The sequence below is a fragment of the Bacillus sp. 01N42_2 genome (genome assembly GCF_056399565.1).
The window spans coordinates 126,501-146,978 of record NZ_JBFTRO010000003.1 but is presented as its reverse complement, the minus strand read 5'-3'; the positions used below and the strand labels follow the sequence as shown (position 1 = coordinate 146,978).

Sequence of the window (20,478 nt, the reverse complement as noted above, 5' to 3'; positions counted from 1 at the left end):
CCAAAAATGGGCGTGAAAAACCAATCATAATTATGTAAAATAAAAGTGACAGCGGTATCATTCAGGATTAAGGTAAGAGAGGAAAAGTACACATGAACAGACAAGAATTGATTCAAGAAGCATTAACAGCACGGGATACAGCGTATGTGCCGTATTCAAACTTCAGAGTGGGAGCCGCTCTTCTTACCAAAGACGGAAAAGTGTACAGAGGCTGCAACATTGAGAATGCGGCATACAGCATGTGCAACTGTGCTGAACGCACGGCGATATTCAAAGCTGTTTCCGAGGGGGATACGGAATTTGCGATGCTCGCCGTGGCTGCGGACACTCCGGGACCGGTTTCACCGTGCGGAGCCTGCAGACAAGTAATTTCCGAGCTGTGCTCAAAGGATATGCTTGTTATTCTGACCAACTTACAAGGACAAATAAAAGAAATGACTGCGGAAGAATTATTGCCGGGCGCATTTTCATCGGAGGATTTACATGACGAACGAAAGCTTTAAATCAGGATTTGTATCAATCATCGGAAGACCGAATGTTGGAAAGTCGACCTTTTTAAACAGAGTCATCGGTCAAAAGATCGCCATTATGAGCGACAAACCCCAGACAACAAGAAATAAAGTCCAAGGGGTGCTGACAACAGGCACATCGCAGACCATTTTTATTGATACACCGGGCATTCACAAACCGAAGCACAAGCTTGGCGATTTTATGATGAAAGTGGCGCAGAACACGCTGAAAGAAGTTGACTTGGTGTTATTTATGATTAACGCCGAGGAAGGATACGGAAAGGGCGACGAGTTTATCATTGAAAAGCTTGGACAGACGTCCACGCCGGTCTTTTTGATCGTAAACAAAATTGATAAGATCCACCCTGATCAGCTCCTTCTTTTAATTGATGAGTACCGTTCGCGCTATCCGTTTAAGGAAATTGTGCCGATCTCCGCTTTGGAAGGAAACAACGTCGAGACCCTGCTCACGCAGATTGAAGCGTATTTACCGGAAGGGCCTCAGTTCTATCCGAGCGATCAGGTGACTGACCATCCTGAGCGGTTTATTATTTCTGAACTGATCAGGGAAAAGGTGCTCCATCTTACAAGGGAAGAAGTGCCGCACAGCATCGCTGTCGCTATCGAGTCCATTAAAGGGCAGGAGAACGGCTCCGTCCATGTCGCCGCCACCATCGTGGTCGAGCGGGATTCTCAAAAAGGAATCGTCATCGGGAAAAAAGGAGCGCTTCTGAAAGAAGTCGGCAAAAGAGCGCGGGCTGATATTGAAGCGCTGCTGGGCTCACGTGTTTACCTGGAACTTTGGGTGAAGGTGCAGAAGGACTGGCGGAATAAAATGTCTCAGCTGCGTGATTTCGGCTTCAAAGAGGATGAATATTAAGTCATCTGAGGCGCATGCCTGATGTGTGGGATTACCTCACAGAAACAGGGATTCGTTAGCAAAATTTGTTTAACATGAAAAGGAGGACATCAGGTCAAGATAAGGGTAAGAATTTGGATTGGCAAGCTAGTTTAATGATGAAAGGTGGGTTTTTTGTGTTGAATTTTACCTGGAACGTATTTTCTCAAACAGGAAGTGTTGATACGTACCTTCTTTTTAAAGAACTGGAAAAAGAGAACCTGGAAAGACCCGAAGAACCGGAAGATGAGCTAGCCCGTATTGATTTTCCAATTTTGTAAACCTCTTGGCCCCTCCCGTTGTTGGAAGGTGCGGAAATGCTGACAAAATGTGAAGGAATCGTGCTTCGTACGAATGACTACGGAGAGACGAATAAAATCGTGACATTGCTGACGAGGGAACACGGAAAAATCGGCGTCATGGCAAGGGGTGCCAGGAAGTCAGCCAGCCGGCTGTCAGCAGTCAGCCAGCCTTTTTTGTACGGGTCATTTTTAATGCAAAGAACATCCGGACTCGGCACGCTCCAGCAGGGTGAAATGATTCTCAGCATGAGAACGATCAGAGAAGACTTGTTTTTGACGGCATATGCCGCTTTTATCGCTGAACTCACTGACAAAGGAACGGAAGAGAAGAAACCGAACCCCTATTTATTCGAATTGATTCTCGAATCCTTTAAGAGGCTGAATGAGGGGACTGACCCGGACGTGATCACCTTCATCGTTCAGATGAAAATGCTTGGCGTCATGGGGCTGTATCCGGAGCTGAATCATTGTGTCCACTGTAAAAGCCGGGACGGGACGTTTCATTTTTCCATAAGAGATAACGGTTTTATCTGCCACCGCTGCTTTGAAAAGGATCCGTACAAAGTTCCGATTTCGCCGCAAACGGCAAGGCTGCTACGGCTTTTTTATTACTTTGATATCGGAAGGCTCGGCAGCGTCTCGTTAAAGCACGAAACTAAAAATGAAATAAAACGGGTCATTGATCTGTATTACGAGGAATATTCAGGGCTTTATTTAAAGTCAAAGCGGTTTTTAGATCAGATGGAAAGCATGAAGAACCTTTTGGATGAAAACAAAAGTTGACATTCTGCCCATCTTTTTATATGATGATTTATTATAAAATATGTTGCAGTGACAGAAAGAAGTACTTGCGTCCAACTCATATAAGCGACCTTAGGACAGTGTAAGCTAGGGATGAGCGCGCAACGAAAGGCATTCTTGAGCAACTCTTTAAAAAGAGGCTGAGCGATTCACATCCTCAGCAACTAGGGTGGAACCGCGGGAGAACTCTCGTCCCTATGTTTGCGGCTGGCAAGCATAGAGACGGGAGTTTTTTGATTGCCGCCGCACTTGTAAAAGAATGGAGAAAGTGGAGGTGCTTGAAATGAACATTCAAGATATGATTTTAACCTTGCAGAAGCACTGGTCTAATGAAGGCTGTGTGCTCATGCAGTCGTATGACGTGGAGAAAGGCGCAGGCACAATGAGCCCGTATACATTTTTACGAAGCATCGGACCCGAGCCGTGGAAAGTGGCTTACGTTGAGCCTTCCAGACGGCCTGCGGACGGACGGTACGGGGAAAACCCGAACAGACTTTATCAGCATCACCAATTCCAAGTCATTATCAAGCCGTCGCCTGATAACATCCAGGAGCTTTATCTAGATTCATTGCGCGCGCTCGGTATTGATCCGCTCGAGCATGATATTCGTTTCGTAGAAGACAACTGGGAAAACCCGTCTTTAGGCTGTGCAGGCCTTGGCTGGGAAGTATGGCTTGACGGTATGGAAATCACCCAGTTTACGTACTTCCAGCAGGTGGGCGGAATTGAATGTAAACCGGTGTCTGTTGAGATTACGTACGGCATTGAGCGTCTTGCGTCTTATATTCAGGATAAAGAAAACGTCTTTGATCTGGAATGGACATCAGGATTCACAGTGAAAGATTTGTTTATGATGGCTGAATATGAACATTCCGTTTATACATTTGAAACATCAGATGTGGATATGCTTTTCCATTTGTTCAGCACTTACGAAAAAGAAGCAATCAGACAAATGGATAACGGCCTTGTGCATCCGGCCTATGATTATGTGCTGAAATGCTCTCACACATTTAACCTGCTTGACGCAAAAGGCGCAATCTCAGTGACAGAGCGGACGGGTTATATCGGACGGGTCCGCAACTTAGCGAGAAAAGTAGCAAAAACGTATTATGAAGAACGGGAAAAATTAGGGTTCCCAATGCTTAAAGAGGAGGGCTCTTCCCATGAGTAAACAAGATTTGCTTTTAGAGATCGGACTCGAGGAAATGCCGGCGCGTTTTTTACATGACAGCATGGTGCAGCTCGGTGACAAACTGACCGGCTGGCTGGCTGAAAAAAATATTGCCCACGGTGAAGTGAAACTTTTTAATACACCGAGACGTCTGGCAGTATATATAAAAGACGTAGCAGAAAAACAGGCTGATATTCAGGAAGAAGCAAAAGGACCGGCGAAAAAAATCGCTCTGGATGCTGACGGAAACTGGACAAAAGCCGCTATCGGTTTTTCCAAAGGCCAAGGCGCCGGAGTGGATGACCTGTATATTAAAGATGTAAATGGCACGGAATATGTTTTCGTCCAAAAATTCCAGGCGGGACAAGAGACGAAAACACTTTTACCGCAGCTGGAAAACTTGATTACCGGAATGCATTTCCCGAAAAACATGCGCTGGGGCACACAGGATCTGCGTTATATCCGTCCGATCAAATGGATTGCCGCTCTCTTCGGAAAAGACGTCATTCCGTTTGACATCACGAACGTAGAGACGGGCCGGAACACACAGGGACATCGTTTTCTCGGCCAAGAAGTATCTGTTGATGCACCGTCATCATACGAAGAGCTGCTGAAAGAACAGCACGTCATTGCCGACCCGAAAGTGCGCAAACAAATGATTCAGGGGCAGCTGGACGCGCTTGCAAACGAAAAGAAATGGAATATTCCGATAGATGAAGATCTGCTGAACGAAGTCAATCATCTGGTGGAATATCCGACAGCGCTTTACGGCTCTTTTGAACCCGAGTTTCTTTCTTTACCTGAAGAAGTGCTTGTGACAACCATGAAAGAGCATCAGCGCTACTTCCCGGTAAAAGATGAAAACGGGAATCTGCTGCCTCATTTTATTACGGTAAGAAACGGGAACAGCCATGCCCTTGAAAATGTTGCCCGCGGAAACGAGAAAGTGCTGAGAGCAAGACTTTCAGATGCTGCATTCTTCTACAAGGAAGACCAAAAGCTGAACATTGATGAAAATGTGAAGAAACTGGAAAATATTGTTTTCCATGAAGAGCTCGGTTCCCTCGGGGATAAAGTAAGAAGAGTGGTCACCATTGCGGGTAAACTAGCCGTCCGTCTGAAGGCTGATGAACAGACGCAAAAACGTGTGAAGCGCGCCGCAGAGATTTCTAAATTTGACCTTGTTACACATATGATTTATGAGTTCCCTGAGCTTCAAGGCGTCATGGGAGAAAAATATGCGCGCATGCTCGGTGAAGATGAAGCCGTCGCTGCCGCGGTAAATGAGCACTACATGCCGAGAGCGGCCGGGGGAGAGGTGCCTTCAACCTTTACCGGTGCGGTCGTGGCATTAGCCGATAAACTGGACACGATTGCTTCCTTCTTCAGCATTGACGTGATCCCGACAGGTTCTCAGGATCCGTACGGATTGCGCCGTCAGGCAAGCGGCATCGTTTCCATTCTGATCGACCGCAACTGGGGCATCTCTTTTAAAGAACTGCTGTCATTGACAGAAACGGAAAAAGAAAATGAGCTTCTTGATTTCTTTACACAGCGTCTGAAATACGTCTTAAACGCTGAAGACATCCGACATGACGTGATTGAAGCCGTTCTGGACAGCACGGAGCTTGAACCTTATGCAGCTGTTTCTAAAGCAAAAGTGCTTGAGAAACACCTCGGCACACCTGGATTTAAAGAAACGGCTGAATCACTGGGACGGGTCATCTCCATCAGTAAAAAAGGCGAGAGCCGTGATATCAAGACGGATCTGTTTGAAAATGAACAGGAGAAAAAGCTGTTTGACGCTTATCAAAAAACAAAAGACAGCGTCGCGGAAAGCTTTGCCTCTAAAAACTATGAACAGGCGCTGGCCGCGCTCAGCGGATTAAAGGAGCCGATCGAAGATTACTTTAATCACACGATGGTCAATGCGGACAATGAAGCATTAAAAACCAACCGTTTAGCGCAAATGACTGCACTTGCAGATGTGATCAAGTCTTTTGCTAATATGAATCATCTTATTGTAAAATAAAGAAAAAGACGGTTGCTGTGTGATCGGCAATCGTCTTTTCCCCTTTTACATAAACATCACAGAATGAAAAACATAGATAATGAAACCCTTCCATAAAGGTGGTGAGTACGATCGAATTAAATAAACGGCAAGAACAAATTTTACAAATTGTAAAGGAAAACGGCCCGATTACCGGAGAGCATATTGCAGAACAGCTCAATTTAACAAGAGCCACGCTGCGGCCGGACTTGGCCATACTCACCATGTCAGGCTTCTTAGAGGCCCGTCCCCGGGTCGGTTATTTTTATACCGGAAAAACGGGAAATCAGCTGCTTGCGGATAAACTGAAAAAGCTGCAAGTGAAAGATTTTCAATCGATCCCTGTCGTCATCAATGAAAACGTCTCGGTATACGATGCCATCTGCACCATGTTTTTAGAAGATGTCGGCACGTTATTTGTCGTAGATCGTGATGCTGTCTTAGTCGGTGTGCTGTCACGCAAAGATTTGCTGCGGGCGAGCATCGGCCAGCAGGAACTTGCCTCAATACCGGTTCATATTATTATGACCAGAATGCCGAATATCGCCGTCTGCCGGCGTGACGATTATGTGATGGACATCGCCAAATATTTGATTGAGAAACAAATCGATGCCCTGCCCGTTATTAAAGATACGGATAAAGGCTTTGAGGTCATCGGCCGCTTTACCAAAACGAATATGACCAAGATACTTGTCAGTTTATCAGAGAATGAAATCATATAAGCTTGAAAACTAACGGGGGGATAACATGGACAATCGCATCATTTATGTAGTATCAGACTCAGTCGGAGAAACCGCCGAACTCGTTGTAAAAGCCTCGCTCAGCCAGTTTAACGGCTCAGCCGATGATACGCATATCAGAAGAATACCTTATGTGGAAGATATCGGCACCATTAATGAAGTCGTGTCTCTCGCCAAAGCGGACGGCGGCATTATCTGTTTTACGCTCGTTGTTCCTGAAATGCGCAAATACTTAGTTGAACAAGCGGAAAAAGCGAATGTGATGTACTACGATATTATCGGTCCGCTCATCGACAAAATGGAAACAGCCTACGGTCTGACGGCGAAATATGAACCGGGCCGCGTCCGCCAGCTTGATGAAGATTATTTCAAAAAGGTCGAGGCGATCGAGTTTGCCGTTAAATATGACGACGGCAGGGACCCAAGAGGCATTTTAAAAGCCGATATCATCCTGCTTGGCGTATCAAGAACGTCTAAAACCCCATTATCTCAATATCTTGCCCATAAGCGCCTGAAAGTGGCCAACGTGCCGATCGTACCTGAAGTCGATCCGCCGGAAGAACTGTTCAGCGTTGATCCGAAAAAATGCATCGGGTTAAAAATCAGCCCTGATAAACTGAACCATATTCGAAAAGAACGGTTAAAATCTCTCGGATTAAATGACAAAGCCATTTACGCTAACATCAACAGAATTAAAGAAGAGCTGGAGTATTTTGAGAAAATCGTGGATCGGATCGGCTGCCAAGTCGTTGACGTTTCGAACAAAGCGGTCGAGGAAACAGCGAACATCATTCATCATCTGAAAACAAAGGGCCGATAACTCAGGACGCTTTATCCTGGGTTTTTGGGTATGCAAATAGGGAATAAACAAAAAGGATGGCATCTTCGCGAAGTTTGTATTATAATAAAAAATTGTGATAAAATGTTTATTTTTAGGTTTAAGCTTAGTGTGATACGAATAAACTATTACGGGTAAGATGTCAAGAATAACTCCCGGAAATTTTTCGACAAAGACTCAAAATAGATCCGCAGTCATGGAGCATATGCGATTTCGCTTGTTTTTATGCAGGAGATTGATGGAGGGATGGAGAATTAGTCTTCTAAATGAAAAAGAAAAGACGATTTTTGTCGATGCAGACGCATGCCCCGTAAAAGAGGAAATCTTGCTCATTGCATCGCAATTCAGCGTTCGTGTTATTTTCGTCGCATCATTTGAACACTACCAGCTTTCCAGAAGCAAAGACGAGAACTGGATATACGTTGATCCTCATAAAGAAGCGGCAGATTTATACATCGCAAACCATGTGAGATCGGGAGACGTCGTAGTCACGCAGGATATCGGTTTAGCATCTCTTCTGCTGAACAGAAATATCGCCGTCTTATCGGAAAGGGGCCGTTCTTATACTGAAGACACGATTGACTTCGCTCTGATGAGCCGTCATATGTCAGGCAAAATGAGAAGAAGCGGCATCTATTCCAAAGGACCTAAAAAATTAAATAAAGAAGATCGGAATCGATTTGTTACCCTGCTTAAAAAAATCCTGTCGAATGATGAAGGGATTTCAAATCAAAACATCGAATAATGTACGACGGAGTGTTATAAGATGGGAAACCGCATACCAGATGAAGTAGTTAATCAGGTGCAGCAGTCAGCAGACATTGTTGAAGTCATAGGTGATTATGTCCAATTGAAAAAGCAAGGCCGCAACTACTTTGGGCTCTGTCCGTTTCACGGTGAAAACACGCCCTCGTTTTCCGTCTCCAGTGATAAGCAGATCTTTCATTGCTTCGGATGCGGAGCGGGCGGGAACGTTTTCTCTTTCTTACGGCAGATGGAAGGCTATTCATTTACGGAAGCTGTTTCTCACCTTGCTGATAAATATCAGATTGATTTCCCTGATGATATAACGATTCACTCTGCATCCAGGCCGGAATCTTCCGGAGACCAGAAGATGGCGGAAGCTCACGAGCTTCTGAAGAAATTTTACCATCATTTGCTAATGAATACAAAGGAAGGCCAGGAAGCGTTAGATTACCTTTTATCAAGGGGTTTTACGAAAGAGCTCATAGATGAGTTTGAAATCGGCTACGCGCTGGATTCCTGGGATTTCATGACGAAATTCTTGAAAAAGCGCGGTTTTGAGGAAGAACTGATGGAGAAAGCGGGTCTGCTGATCAGAAGGGAAGACGGCAGCGGATATTTTGACCGTTTCAGAAACAGAATCATGTTTCCCATTCATGATCATCACGGAGCCGTGGCGGCTTTTTCAGGAAGGGCGCTCGGAAGCCAGCAGCCGAAATATATGAACAGTCCGGAAACGCCGCTGTTTCATAAATCTAAGCTGCTGTACAACTTCCATAAGGCCCGCCTGCCGATCAGGAAAGAGGAGAGAGCCGTTCTGTTTGAAGGCTTTGCGGATGTCATTTCCGCCGTCAGCTCAGGCGTAAAAGAAAGTATCGCCACAATGGGGACGTCGCTCACCGAAGAGCATGTGAAAATCCTGAGAAGAAATGTTCAGGAGGTCATTCTCTGCTACGATTCGGATAAAGCCGGGTACGAAGCTACGCTGAAAGCGGCCGACCTGCTTCAGAAAGCTGATTGTAAGGTAAGAGTAAGCATGATGCCTGACGGTCTTGATCCTGATGACTATGTCAGAACTCAGGGCGGAGAAAAATTCAAGACAGATATCATTGATGCAAGCGTTACGGTCATGGCTTTTAAAATGCAATATTTCCGCAAAGGGAAAAACTTATCTGACGAAGGAGACCGGCTCGCTTACATGAAAGAAGTGCTGAAAGAAATCAGCGCTCTTTCAGGGTCGCTTGAGCAGGAAATGTATGTGAAGCAGCTCGCCTCCGAATTTTCTCTTTCGGTAGAATCTTTGACTGAACAGCTTTCCATCTATGCCGCCCAAAACGCCCCTGGCGGCAAAAACGCCGAACCGCAGCCAAGACGGGCCCGGGTGACGACAAAAGCGAAACGGCGCCGTCTCCGTCCCGCCTATGAGAATGCGGAAAGACTTCTTCTCGCTCATATGCTGAGAGACCGAAACGTCATAAAGAAAGTGATTGAGCGTGTCGGCTTTGAATTTAACATTGACGGACATCGTGCGCTGGCAGCATATCTGTACGCTGTTTATGAAGAGGGCGCTGAAATGACGCCGCAGCATCTTATGGCGAGAATGCAGGATGATGAAATCAGCCAGCTGCTTTCAGATATAGGGATGCTCCAAATAAACGAGGAGCTCTCAGAGGCCGAGTTATCCGATTACGTAAAAAAAGTGTTGGATCACCGAAAATGGTCAATGATAAAGGAAAAAGAAGCAGAACGAGCGGATGCAGAGAGGCAGAAAGACTTTGTGAAAGCTGCGTCTCTGGCTCAAGAAATTGTCGCATTGAACCGATCATTAAAATAACATCCAAAAAGAGGCTTGCGTTCTCTTGGCAATGATTCCTTGCGGAGGAGCAAATAGATCGCTTAACCTCATCATGAATTGTCACTTATTATCCGCTGCCCTGCATGCTGAAAAAGAGAGAAGGCTCCCGGGACGGATAAGAAACATACCGCTTTTAGAATTCGTTGCAAGCTTTGGAAGGAGGGATCCATAATGGCTGATAAACAAACCCACGAGACAGAAACAGAACTTACACTGGATCAGGTAAAAGACCAGCTTACTGAAACCGGAAAAAAACGTGGCGTTTTAACATATGAAGAAATTGCTGAACGCATGTCCAGCTTTGAAATTGAATCAGACCAAATGGATGAGTATTATGAATTTTTAGGAGAACAAGGTGTTGAATTAATTAGTGAGAATGAAGAAACGGAAGATCCTAATATTCAACAGCTTGCCAAAGCCGAAGAAGAATTTGACCTTAATGACCTCAGCGTACCGCCTGGCGTAAAGATCAATGATCCAGTCCGCATGTACCTTAAGGAAATCGGACGGGTAAATCTTCTTTCTGCTAAAGAAGAAATCACCTATGCTCAAAAAATTGAAGAAGGTGACGAAGAATCTAAACGCAGATTGGCTGAAGCAAACCTTCGTTTAGTTGTCAGCATTGCTAAACGGTATGTCGGCCGCGGCATGCTTTTCTTAGACTTGATTCAAGAAGGAAACATGGGTCTCATGAAAGCCGTCGAAAAGTTTGACTACCGTAAAGGATATAAATTCAGTACGTATGCGACTTGGTGGATCAGACAGGCGATTACACGCGCCATCGCTGACCAGGCGAGAACGATCCGTATCCCGGTTCACATGGTGGAAACGATCAACAAATTAATCCGTGTGCAGCGTCAGCTTCTTCAGGATCTGGGCAGAGAGCCGTCACCGGAAGAGATTGCTGAAGACATGGATCTTACGCCTGAAAAAGTTCGTGAAATATTAAAAATTGCCCAAGAGCCTGTTTCTTTAGAAACGCCGATCGGTGAAGAAGACGATTCACATCTCGGTGATTTCATTGAAGACCAGGAAGCGACGTCTCCGTCGGATCATGCAGCATATGAGCTTTTGAAAGAACAGCTGGAAGATGTGCTGGATACGTTGACGGATCGTGAAGAAAACGTGCTGCGTCTCCGTTTCGGTCTGGATGACGGACGCACAAGAACGCTTGAAGAAGTCGGCAAAGTGTTTGGAGTAACGAGAGAGCGTATTCGCCAAATTGAAGCAAAAGCGCTTCGTAAATTGAGACATCCTAGCAGAAGCAAACGTCTGAAGGATTTTCTCGAATAGAATGGAACGGGTCTGTTGATCCGTTCTTTTTTACGTATAAGATATATGGATAATATACCTTTATTTTACTGGATAAGCATGTGTTTTGCAAATGGGTTCGGAAAAATGCGGCATGTCCTGAATAGAGGGAAAGCGGGATAAGTTAATTTATATTCCTTATTGTAAGCGTATACAATTCATTATACAATAGAATAAAGACAATTTTGGGTGAACAAAACAGTTATTTTTGTTTATGTATAAATTGTGAAATCAATGAAATTGCTTAATGAGACCATTTACATTTTGTAAAAATAAGTTAGAATTAGAAGTGTTTACATAGGGGGAGAATGAAAAAGGGGGATGGAGATATGAAGTGGAATCCGCTGATTCCTTTTTTGCTCATCGCAGTTCTGGGAATAGGGCTGACTTTCTTTCTGTCAGTAAAAGGAAATGGAGATGCGCATCAGATCGCAAGCGGCGGTGAAAGCAAAAATGCCGAAAAGGAAACTGCAAACGCTTCACCTGAAGAGATTTATAAAGCGAACTGCATCACCTGTCACGGGGAAAACTATGAAGGTGTCTCAGGTCCGAGCTTAAAAGGCGTCGGCAAAAGAAAAGATGTCGCTGCGATTAAAACGAGAATTGAAAAAGGCGGCAACGGGATGCCAGCCGGCCTTGTCCCGGCCGAAAAGCTGGATGACATGGCAAAATGGGTTTCTGAGATTAAATAAAGCTTTACCTGTCCCTATATAAAAGACATATGAAAAACTCTATCCGCCGCTTGGATTCCGGGCGGTTTTTTTATATGATAGTAAAGGAAAAAGAACCTGAGAAAAGTTGTGATATTGTGAATGAAATGAAGTTATCTAAAAGATTGCAGTCTGTAGCGGAATATATCCCTCCGGGTGCCCTGGTGGCTGATATCGGGTCAGACCATGCGTATCTCCCCTGCTATGCTGTTTTAAATCATCTGGCAAACCGCGCAATCGCCGGTGAAATTACAGACGGGCCGTTTCTATCCGCCAAACAGCAGGTGGAAAAACTGGACTTAAGCGCTCTTATCTCCGTAAGGAAAGGTGACGGGCTGAGCGTCCTTGAAAAGGGAGAAGCGGACGCCATCACAATCGCGGGCATGGGCGGAGCGCTGATCGCTCATATTTTGGAGTCCGGAAAAACAAAACTGACGGGGCGTGAACGGCTGATTCTGCAGCCGAATATTCATGCCGTTCATATAAGAGAGTGGCTTTATCAGGAAGGCTATGAACTGATTGACGAAGTGATTCTCGAAGAAGACGGAAAGTGTTATGAAATACTCGTCGCGGAAACCGGCGACCGTGATGCGCCGTACCGGGACACCACGATGGCTGCCGGAATGCTTGCCGGTCCGTTTTTGTTAAAAGAAAAGAGTGAAGTGTTTCTTCGGAAATGGACCCAGGAACTTAAGCATACTGAACAAATTTATGAACAGATCAGCCGCAGCGCAAAGAATGAAAACCAGGAAAAATTAGTTGAACTGAAAGAGCGGATCTTACTGCTGAAGGAGGTAATCGGACATGCCTAAACATGTGAACGGACAGGAAATCATCCAGCTGTTTGAACAATTTTCACCGAAGGCTTTTGCGGTGGAAGGAGACAAAATCGGCCTGCAGATCGGCACATTGAATAAGCCGGTGAAAAACGTCATGGTCACGCTGGATGTTTTGGAACAGACGGTGGATGAAGCCATTGAAAAAAAGGTTGACTTAATTATCGCTCACCATCCGCCGATTTTTCGGCCGCTTAAACAGATCACCACTGATCAGCCTGGCGGAAGACTGATTGAGAAATGTATAAAGCATGATATTGCCGTATATGCGGCTCATACGAATCTTGATGTGGCGGACGGCGGTGTTAACGATCTGCTTGCGGAAGCTCTCGGCCTGACAGACACAGAAGTGCTCGTTCCGACATATTCGGATCCGCTGAAAAAGCTTGCCGTGTATGTGCCGAAAGACTATGAAGAAGCTGTAAGAACCGCACTCGGCAATGCCGGAGCGGGACATATCGGCAATTACAGCCATTGCGCATTCTCTTCTGAGGGAATCGGCAGCTTTAAACCGCTGGAGGGGGCAGACCCGTTTATCGGACAGACGGGAGAGCTGGAACTCGTCCATGAAGTGAGACTTGAGACCGTTTATCCGGCCAGTATGGAGAAAACCATCATAAAAGCGCTGAAAAAAAGCCATCCGTATGAAGAGGTGGCGTATGATATTTATCCGGTGGAGCAGTCCCCGCTTGAAAAAGGACTCGGCCGCATTGGAAAACTTCAGCAAGACATGACGCTTGAAGAGTTTGCGCTGTTTGTGAAAGAAAAATTTGACGTTAACGGAGTCCGGATGGTCGGAGAGCGAACCAGCAAGGTGAAAAAAGTCGCAGTGCTTGGCGGTGACGGAAATAAATATATTTACCAGGCTAAGAGGAAGGGTGCAGATGTTTACGTGACAGGCGACCTTTATTTCCATGTAGCGCATGATGCGATGATGATGGGGTTAAACGTCGTGGACCCGGGGCATTATGCTGAAAAGATCATGAGAAAAGGAACTGCTGAGAAGCTTACGGCAATGGCCGGGGAGAAAAATTACGACGTGCGTATTTTCGCTTCCGAAACAGACACAAATCCATTTACCTTCCTATAAAAAAACTGAGGCCCGGGGCCTCAGTTTTTTATTTTTACTTTCGGAAGGATTTTTTTGAGCGGCACATTGTGCTCAAGCTGCCATGTGGATTCATCGTTATGGTCAAACTGCTCTAAAAACCGGATGACTTCCTTTGTAATCGGTGTCGGTGTTGAAGCGCCCGCGGTAACGGCGACGGTATTGACGTCTTTGAGCCATTCGAGCTTCAATTCACTGATGTCTCCGATGCGGTAGGCTTTTGTTCCGGCGATTTCTTCTGACACTTGAGCCAGCCTGTTGGAGTTATTGCTTTTCGGATCGCCGACAACAATGGTTAAGTCCGCTTTCTTTGCCTGCTCTGAGACAGCTTCTTGACGAACCTGTGTAGCCAGGCAGATTTCCTGATGATATTCCACGTGCGGGTACTTTTCTTGGACTGATTCCATAATATCATGGACGTCCCACTGGGACATGGTCGTTTGGTTTGTAACGATTAATTTCTCAGCCTGAATATCGAGGTTTCTCACATCTTCCTCTGTTTCAACGAGATGAACGATTTCAGGGGCGACGCCGACGGCTCCTTCTGGCTCGGGGTGGCCTTTTTTGCCGATATAAATGACGTGGTAGCCCTCTGCTTTTACTTTTCGGATTAAGTCATGTGTTTTCGTGACGTCCGGGCATGTGGCGTCAATCGCAACAAGCCCTTTTTCCTCAGCGGCTTTTCTTACTTCCGGAGATACTCCGTGTGCGGTGAAAATAACGGTTCCTTTTTCCACCTGCTTTAAAATCTCCAGACGGTTAGTGCCGTCAAGCGTGTAAATTCCGTCTTCTTCAAACGCATCTGTGACATGCTTATTATGAACGATCATTCCGAGTATATATATAGGTCTTGGCAAATTTTTATCGAGTGCCGCGTTTTTGGCTATGACCATGGCATCAACAACGCCGTAACAATAGCCGCGCGGCGAGATTTTGATAACGTCCAATTAGATGTCCTCCTATCAAAAGTGAGTGTAGAGGCAATATAAAAAGCCGTAGTTAAACGGCTCAAATCTTGCATTCTTCTGATCTCATTATAGCTAATCTTTCGTGAGATATCAAAGAATGTTAAATATATAATTTCGGCTTTGATCTGCCCGATGTTCTTTTTGGACGCGGCTGTTCCGCTGATGTTGCTTCAGTTTCGTCTTTTTCTTGTGAAGCGGATGCTTTTTCAGATGTCTTCTTTGATGTTTTAGATGAGGCGTCTGATTTGTTTTCACCTTCAGTTTCGTCGGTTTTTTCATCTTCATCCTTTTTGTCCTGTTCGGCTGTTTCTTTTGTCTCGCCGGATTCACTATCTTCATTCTCATCATCGCTGCTGCTTAATTGACTGTAAAGCTTCATCATGGCTGGCAGATTCCGCACTAAAGGGCCGTACTGCTGGATCATCGGCGTAACCTGCTGCGCCACGCCGAGCACCTTCTGAACATTGCCGAGCATGCTCGACAGGGATGCCGGACTTGCCAGACTCTGAATTCCCTGCAATCCCTGCAGGCCTGCGCCTGCTCCTCCGCTGGCCGCTGCCGGTGCGGACCCGGCAGCGCTTCCTCCTGATCCGGGTAAAAAACGGGAAAGCATTCCTTTTAAGCCTCCTCCGCCTGTGCCTGCGTTTCTCAAACCTGCTCCGGCCATCTGCTGCTGAGGGAAAAACTGCCGGCCCTGCTGCATCATCTGCCGGCCCGGCAATGACGGTCTGCCTCTCATCATCATCCGCGGGTTCATCAACGGCCGGCCCTGCTGCGCCATATTTCTCATCGGCTGCTGTGGAAACATACTTGTACCTCCTTTCTGTCTCTCTGCTATTACAATATGCATCGGAGGGGGCATTTGCTTTTCTGTCCAGAAAACAGGATTCCCCCAAGACATGGTGTTTTTAAGTAAAATCGGTTATAATGTGATGATGGACACAGAATGTGCCGCTTTAAGGAGCTGGGAAAAATGAAAGAAACTAAATTTGATGGATACAACTTAAAACCGTTTATTATAGATGCAGTTCACCGCCTTGGTTTTTATGAACCGACAGATATTCAAAAGCGGCTGATACCTGCTGTATTGAAAAACGAAAGCGTGATCGGGCAGTCCCAGACGGGGACGGGAAAAACCCACGCCTATTTATTGCCTATTCTGAATCGGATTGATTCGGATTCTGATACGGTGCAGGCTGTTATCACGGCGCCGACGAGAGAGCTTGCCAATCAGATTTATCAGGAAGCGCTCAAAATCACACAGGGTGCCGAGGACGGGCCGATCCGGACAAAATGCTTTATCGGCGGAACGGACAAGCAAAAATCAATTGATAAGCTGAAAACACAGCCACATCTCGTCGTCGGAACGCCGGGCCGGATTGCGGATCTGATTAAAGCGCAGGCATTGAACGTCTATAAAGCGCAGTCTCTCGTCATTGACGAAGCTGATCTGATGCTTGATATGGGCTTTTTAGAAGACGTTGATTACATCGGATCCCGTATGCCGGAACAACTGCAGATGCTTGTTTTCTCAGCTACGATTCCGGAAAAGCTGAAGCCGTTTTTGAAAAAGTATATGGAAAATCCGAAATACGCTCATGTTGAGCCGAAAAGGATCACAGCCGAAAAGATTGAACATGTTTTGGTTCCTTCTAAACAGCGTGATAAAGACAAACTGCTTTTTGATATGATGTCGAATCTGAATCCTTATCTGGGCATCGTGTTTGCCAATACGAAAAACACGGCTGACCATATTGCGAAATACCTGACCGAAAAAGGCATGAGAGTCGGCCTTCTGCACGGGGGATTAACACCGCGTGAACGCAAAAAGGTAATGAAGCAGATTAATGATCTGGAATTCACTTATGTCATTGCGACAGACCTTGCGGCAAGAGGAATTGACATTAAAGGCGTAAGCCATGTCATCAACTACGAGCTTCCGGACGATCTGGATTTTTATGTTCACCGCGTCGGAAGAACCGCACGCGCCGGTTCATCAGGCCAAGCACTGACTATATACGAGCTTTCTGACGAAGATGCGCTCGCAAGACTCGAAAAGATGGGCATTGTGTTTGACTATGCTGAGCTTGTAAACGGGGAATGGAAGCAAGGCGATGACCGCCACCGCCGTAAAAATCGCAAAAAGACGGCAAATGAAGCTGACCAAATGGCGAAACGTCTTGTGAAAAAGCCGAAAAAAGTAAAGCCGGGCTATAAAAAGAAAATGAGCTACGAAATGGAAAAAATCAGAAAGAAGCAGAGAAGAAACCAATCTAACAGAGGAAAGTAGGGGGAATCGGGTTGCTGAAAATAGGTTCACACGTCTCAATGAGCGGAAAACATATGCTCCTTGCCGCAAGCAAGGAAGCCGTTTCATACGGGGCGAACACATTTATGATATATACGGGCGCTCCCCAAAATACGCGCCGCAAAAAAATTGAAGACTTGAATATTGAAGCGGGCCGCGCCCATATGAAGGAAAACGGCATCGGTGACATTGTCGTGCATGCGCCGTACATCATTAACATCGGAAATACGACAAACCCGGCAACGTTTGAGCTGGGCGTTGATTTTCTGCGTTCTGAAATTGAAAGAACGGCAGCGATCGGCGCGAAACAGATCGTGCTTCATCCAGGAGCGCATGTCGGAGCCGGTGCTGAAACGGGCATCAAAAAGATCATTGAAGGATTAAACGAAGTGATTGATCCGGGCCAAAGCGTCCAGATTGCGCTGGAGACAATGGCGGGCAAAGGGTCAGAATGCGGAAGAAGTTTTGAAGAGCTTGCCGAGATCATTGCGGGCGTCACACATAATGAACATCTTTCCGTCTGCTTTGACACTTGTCACACCCATGATGCAGGATATGATGTTGCCAATGATTTTGACGGCGTTCTTAATGAGTTTGATAAAATCGTCGGCATCGACCGGATAAAAGTCCTTCATGTGAATGACAGCAAAAATATCAGGGGAGCCCGTAAAGACCGTCATGAAAACATCGGGTTCGGAGAGATCGGTTTTGACGCTCTGCAGTACATTGTTCATCACGAGCAGCTTGCCGATATTCCGAAAATCCTCGAAACACCTTATGTAGGCGAAGACAAGAAAAATAAGAAGCCGCCGTACCGTTTTGAAATTGAAATGCTGAAAGAAAAGCAGTTTGACAAGGAGCTTCTTGAAAAAATATCAGCTCAATAAAAAAGGAGGGGGAATTGCCCCTCCTTTTTTTACCCTGAAAATTGATTGAAAAGTTCGTTAACTTTCCGAGCCGTTTCTTTTGAAGTAATCGTTTCCACTTTTTTCAGCAGGCGAAGCCGCTCCTGTTCATCAAAAATATTGATGTTTTTTCCGTGCATCAGAGCCGCTACCTCAGCCGCTTGGCTTCTCGTAATGCTGATTCCGTATTGCTTTGAATATTTCAGCAGGTCGTCCGCAGTGGCTTGATTGAGCCGCTGCAAAATGATTCTTTGTATTAAAATCATCGATACTTTCACCTCTTTAGACATAATGTATTGAGCAAATTATTAAAATGTTACAGCTTTTAATGGTAAAATGAAGTTGCTTACTGTTTAAAATAGTTATTACAGGAAAGGAGATTTTATGACCCCAAATAAACAGCACAAAAAAGAATCATTTTTACACTTTATCTTCAGGGTCATCATGATTCTGATCGGGGCGGGTTCAGCCGCCGTAAGTATTGAATTGTTTCTGGTCCCTAATAATTTTATCGACGGAGGCATTATCGGTGTTTCATTAATTTTAGACCACCTCTTTATGTCCAATCCCCTCCTCAATTTCGCCTTATTCGTTGTGTTACTCAACATTCCATTTATGATTTTCGGATATAAATATATCGGAAAAACATTTCTCATCTCAACGGTTATCGGAATCGTCGGTTTAGCGCTGATTGAATCCTCCTTGCACCATGTGGAGGCCTTTACGACCCAGCCTATTTTGGCGACGGTATTCGGCGGGCTTTTGCTCGGTTTCGGGGTAGGCCTTGTCATCCGAAACGGAGGCTCGATGGACGGTACTGAAATACTCGGTATCCTTCTCACAAAAAAGCTGCCCTTTTCAGTCGGAGAATTCGTTATGCTCATCAATGTGTTTATTTTTATTTGGGCCGGTTTTGTGTTCGGTCCGGAGCAGGCAATGTATTCTTTCATGACTTATTATATTGCCATGAAAACGATTGACGCCGTCATTCAGGGTCTCGATGAAACAAAAGCGGTCATTATCGTGGCAGACCAGTATGCGGAAATTTCAGACGCGATCTTGCACCGGCTTGGAAGGGGAACCACCAAGCTTCAGGGAAAAGGCGGATATACGGATGAAACCAAAGAAGTCATTTACGCGGTCGTGACAAGGCTTGAAGTGACTAAATTGAAATCCATTGTGTTTGAAATTGATAAAAACGCATTTATTACGATCATGAATACCCATGAAACGAGGGGCGGTAAGTTCAAAACCGCGATTCACTAGGCTTTCGTTTACTTTTCGTCATTTTATAGGTATAATTTTATACAGCATAAGAAAATGGCCTGCTGTTCAGTCAGCTGCCATTTTCTTTTTGGAGCGATACCGTGTTGTAAAGGGGAGGTCCTCATGAACGTCCAAGAAGCGTTGAACCTGCTGAAAGAAAAAGGGTATAAATATACGAGTAAGCGAGAAGACATGCTGCAGCTTTTTGCTGATTCTGATAAATATCTGACGGCCAAAAACGTGCTTGCCGCATTAAACGACGACTATCCGGGTTTGAGCTTTGATACCATATACAGAAATCTTTCGTTATATGAAGAACTCGGTATTTTAGAAACGACGGAGCTGTCCGGGGAAAAACTGTTCCGTTTTACATGCTCTTATACCCATCACCACCACCATTTTATCTGTTTAACCTGCGGGAAAACGAAGGAAATTGAGTCCTGTCCGATGGATAAGCTTCACGATGATTTGGAAGGGTATGACATCAGCGGTCATAAATTTGAAATTTACGGCACCTGTCCGGCGTGCCGATAAAAAACCTCCTGTATAAGCAGGAGGTTTTTTCAGCTTCTGACATGCTGAAGGCTGTGTTTGTTTTTATTGATCCAGGCGACGGCTTCAAGCCAATTCTGCACCCTGATAATATTGGAATCGGTGGGGAGCTGGTTATAAGGGGAATCAAAAAGGATAACCGGAATGCCTGCTTCTTTTGCGATCATTGTCGCGTTGCCGTGGTGATCTTCGAAAAACAGGTCAATGCCGTGTTTTTTGACGGCCTCCACTTTGTGATGACTCCCGACAAGCTCAATGTGATCGTAATGAACGTCCCGGTTTGCAAACCAGTCCAGCGTGACATCTTCTAAGTGGCTGCGTCTTGCCGTAATGTAAATGAGGCGATGCTCTTCTTTCAGTCCGTCCAGCGCCTGCTTCGCAAATTCCGCGAGCTGCGCTTCTTTATATATGGCTGCTTCATGAACATTCATCCATTCCCAAAATTCCTCAGCTGTAATGTTCAAAAGCTTGGTCAGATCATAATCAGTCATATCATCCAAGGTAATGGAAAGATGAAATGAGCGGTTTAAATAAGGGACAAATGTATCCTGTGCCGTAACCGTGCCGTCAATATCTATACCTAACCGTAACATGTCCACACTCCTA

General features: G+C 45.5%; 22 protein-coding genes. 18 read left to right on the top strand and 4 right to left on the bottom strand.

Features of this window, described 5'->3' with window-relative positions:
• The first annotated feature begins 92 nt into the window (after positions 1 to 92).
• The 14 genes from AC1DN5_RS08255 (at position 93) to AC1DN5_RS08190 (ending at position 13,855) form a co-directional block, all read left to right on the top strand.
• Positions 93 to 503: a cytidine deaminase gene (locus AC1DN5_RS08255; RefSeq protein WP_016938918.1), complete on the top strand. Its 411-nt coding sequence runs from the start codon at positions 93 to 95 to the stop codon at positions 501 to 503.
• A complete protein-coding gene (gene era / locus AC1DN5_RS08250) occupies positions 484 to 1,389 on the top strand; it encodes a GTPase Era (RefSeq protein ID WP_016938919.1) in 906 nt (301 codons plus the stop codon). The genes AC1DN5_RS08255 and era overlap by 20 nt, the downstream gene beginning before the upstream one ends.
• A gap of 155 nt (positions 1,390 to 1,544) precedes the next feature.
• On the top strand, positions 1,545 to 1,688 hold the full coding sequence (locus AC1DN5_RS08245; protein WP_007408286.1) for a YqzL family protein: 144 nt from the start codon (positions 1,545 to 1,547) through the stop codon (positions 1,686 to 1,688).
• A 36-nt stretch (positions 1,689 to 1,724) separates the two neighbouring features.
• Entirely contained in the window at positions 1,725 to 2,492 is a 768-nt protein-coding gene (gene recO / locus AC1DN5_RS08240) for a DNA repair protein RecO (RefSeq protein ID WP_016938920.1), read from the top strand.
• A gap of 301 nt (positions 2,493 to 2,793) precedes the next feature.
• Positions 2,794 to 3,681: a glycine--tRNA ligase subunit alpha gene (glyQ, locus tag AC1DN5_RS08235; RefSeq protein ID WP_016938921.1), complete on the top strand. Its 888-nt coding sequence runs from the start codon at positions 2,794 to 2,796 to the stop codon at positions 3,679 to 3,681.
• Positions 3,674 to 5,713, top strand: coding sequence for a glycine--tRNA ligase subunit beta (gene glyS / locus AC1DN5_RS08230; RefSeq protein WP_366969155.1), 2,040 nt, complete (start codon positions 3,674 to 3,676; stop codon positions 5,711 to 5,713). Before glyQ ends, glyS begins: the two co-directional genes overlap by 8 nt.
• A gap of 101 nt (positions 5,714 to 5,814) precedes the next feature.
• Positions 5,815 to 6,453, top strand: a complete 639-nt coding sequence (gene ccpN / locus AC1DN5_RS08225) for a transcriptional regulator CcpN (RefSeq protein WP_003152989.1) — start codon at positions 5,815 to 5,817, stop codon at positions 6,451 to 6,453.
• Between the two features lie 25 nt (positions 6,454 to 6,478).
• The gene (locus AC1DN5_RS08220; protein WP_016938923.1) at positions 6,479 to 7,291 is read left to right on the top strand and encodes a pyruvate, water dikinase regulatory protein; all 813 of its coding nucleotides are present in this window, start codon (positions 6,479 to 6,481) and stop codon (positions 7,289 to 7,291) included.
• 256 nt (positions 7,292 to 7,547) lie between these two features.
• Positions 7,548 to 8,054 (top strand): YaiI/YqxD family protein, encoded by a 507-nt coding sequence (locus AC1DN5_RS08215; RefSeq protein ID WP_045926739.1) that lies wholly within the window; start codon positions 7,548 to 7,550, stop codon positions 8,052 to 8,054.
• Between the two features lie 21 nt (positions 8,055 to 8,075).
• Positions 8,076 to 9,887 (top strand): DNA primase, encoded by a 1,812-nt coding sequence (gene dnaG / locus AC1DN5_RS08210; protein WP_016938925.1) that lies wholly within the window; start codon positions 8,076 to 8,078, stop codon positions 9,885 to 9,887.
• Between the two features lie 192 nt (positions 9,888 to 10,079).
• Positions 10,080 to 11,201, top strand: a complete 1,122-nt coding sequence (gene rpoD / locus AC1DN5_RS08205) for an RNA polymerase sigma factor RpoD (RefSeq protein ID WP_016938926.1) — start codon at positions 10,080 to 10,082, stop codon at positions 11,199 to 11,201.
• Positions 11,202 to 11,548: 347 nt separating this feature from the next.
• Positions 11,549 to 11,911 carry a cytochrome c550 gene (gene cccA, locus AC1DN5_RS08200; protein WP_016938927.1) on the top strand — a complete coding sequence of 121 codons (363 nt, stop codon included), beginning with the start codon at positions 11,549 to 11,551 and terminating at the stop codon, positions 11,909 to 11,911.
• A 182-nt stretch (positions 11,912 to 12,093) separates the two neighbouring features.
• A complete protein-coding gene (locus AC1DN5_RS08195; RefSeq protein WP_032864882.1) occupies positions 12,094 to 12,741 on the top strand; it encodes a tRNA (adenine(22)-N(1))-methyltransferase in 648 nt (215 codons plus the stop codon).
• Complete coding sequence (locus AC1DN5_RS08190) at positions 12,734 to 13,855, top strand: Nif3-like dinuclear metal center hexameric protein (protein ID WP_016938929.1); 1,122 nt, start codon at positions 12,734 to 12,736, stop codon at positions 13,853 to 13,855. Before AC1DN5_RS08195 ends, AC1DN5_RS08190 begins: the two co-directional genes overlap by 8 nt.
• 20 nt (positions 13,856 to 13,875) lie before the next feature.
• Here the strand turns inward: AC1DN5_RS08190 and AC1DN5_RS08185 are convergent, their stop codons facing one another.
• Entirely contained in the window at positions 13,876 to 14,820 is a 945-nt protein-coding gene (locus tag AC1DN5_RS08185; protein WP_016938930.1) for a 4-hydroxy-3-methylbut-2-enyl diphosphate reductase, read from the bottom strand.
• A gap of 121 nt (positions 14,821 to 14,941) precedes the next feature.
• Complete coding sequence (gene vrrA, locus AC1DN5_RS08180) at positions 14,942 to 15,649, bottom strand: VrrA/YqfQ family protein (protein WP_049627032.1); 708 nt, start codon at positions 15,647 to 15,649, stop codon at positions 14,942 to 14,944.
• A gap of 165 nt (positions 15,650 to 15,814) precedes the next feature.
• Here vrrA and AC1DN5_RS08175 point away from each other — a divergent pair, with 165 nt between their 5' ends.
• Together AC1DN5_RS08175 and AC1DN5_RS08170 are read left to right on the top strand one after the other, a co-directional pair.
• Positions 15,815 to 17,131, top strand: a complete 1,317-nt coding sequence (locus AC1DN5_RS08175) for a DEAD/DEAH box helicase (protein WP_264818840.1) — start codon at positions 15,815 to 15,817, stop codon at positions 17,129 to 17,131.
• Positions 17,132 to 17,142: 11 nt separating this feature from the next.
• Entirely contained in the window at positions 17,143 to 18,036 is an 894-nt protein-coding gene (locus AC1DN5_RS08170) for a deoxyribonuclease IV (RefSeq protein ID WP_016938933.1), read from the top strand.
• Between the two features lie 29 nt (positions 18,037 to 18,065).
• On the opposite strand, the gene AC1DN5_RS08165 is transcribed toward AC1DN5_RS08170, so the two are convergent.
• On the bottom strand, positions 18,066 to 18,320 hold the full coding sequence (locus tag AC1DN5_RS08165) for a DUF2624 domain-containing protein (protein ID WP_049627029.1): 255 nt from the start codon (positions 18,318 to 18,320) through the stop codon (positions 18,066 to 18,068).
• A 118-nt stretch (positions 18,321 to 18,438) separates the two neighbouring features.
• On the opposite strand from AC1DN5_RS08165, the gene AC1DN5_RS08160 reads away from it, so the two are divergent.
• Together AC1DN5_RS08160 and zur are read left to right on the top strand one after the other, a co-directional pair.
• Entirely contained in the window at positions 18,439 to 19,320 is an 882-nt protein-coding gene (locus AC1DN5_RS08160) for a YitT family protein (protein ID WP_016938935.1), read from the top strand.
• Positions 19,321 to 19,443: 123 nt separating this feature from the next.
• Entirely contained in the window at positions 19,444 to 19,854 is a 411-nt protein-coding gene (gene zur / locus AC1DN5_RS08155) for a zinc uptake transcriptional repressor Zur (protein ID WP_007612627.1), read from the top strand.
• Positions 19,855 to 19,883: 29 nt separating this feature from the next.
• Here the strand turns inward: zur and AC1DN5_RS08150 are convergent, their stop codons facing one another.
• Positions 19,884 to 20,465 carry a 5' nucleotidase, NT5C type gene (locus tag AC1DN5_RS08150; RefSeq protein WP_016938936.1) on the bottom strand — a complete coding sequence of 194 codons (582 nt, stop codon included), beginning with the start codon at positions 20,463 to 20,465 and terminating at the stop codon, positions 19,884 to 19,886.
• Positions 20,466 to 20,478: the final 13 nt, after the last annotated feature.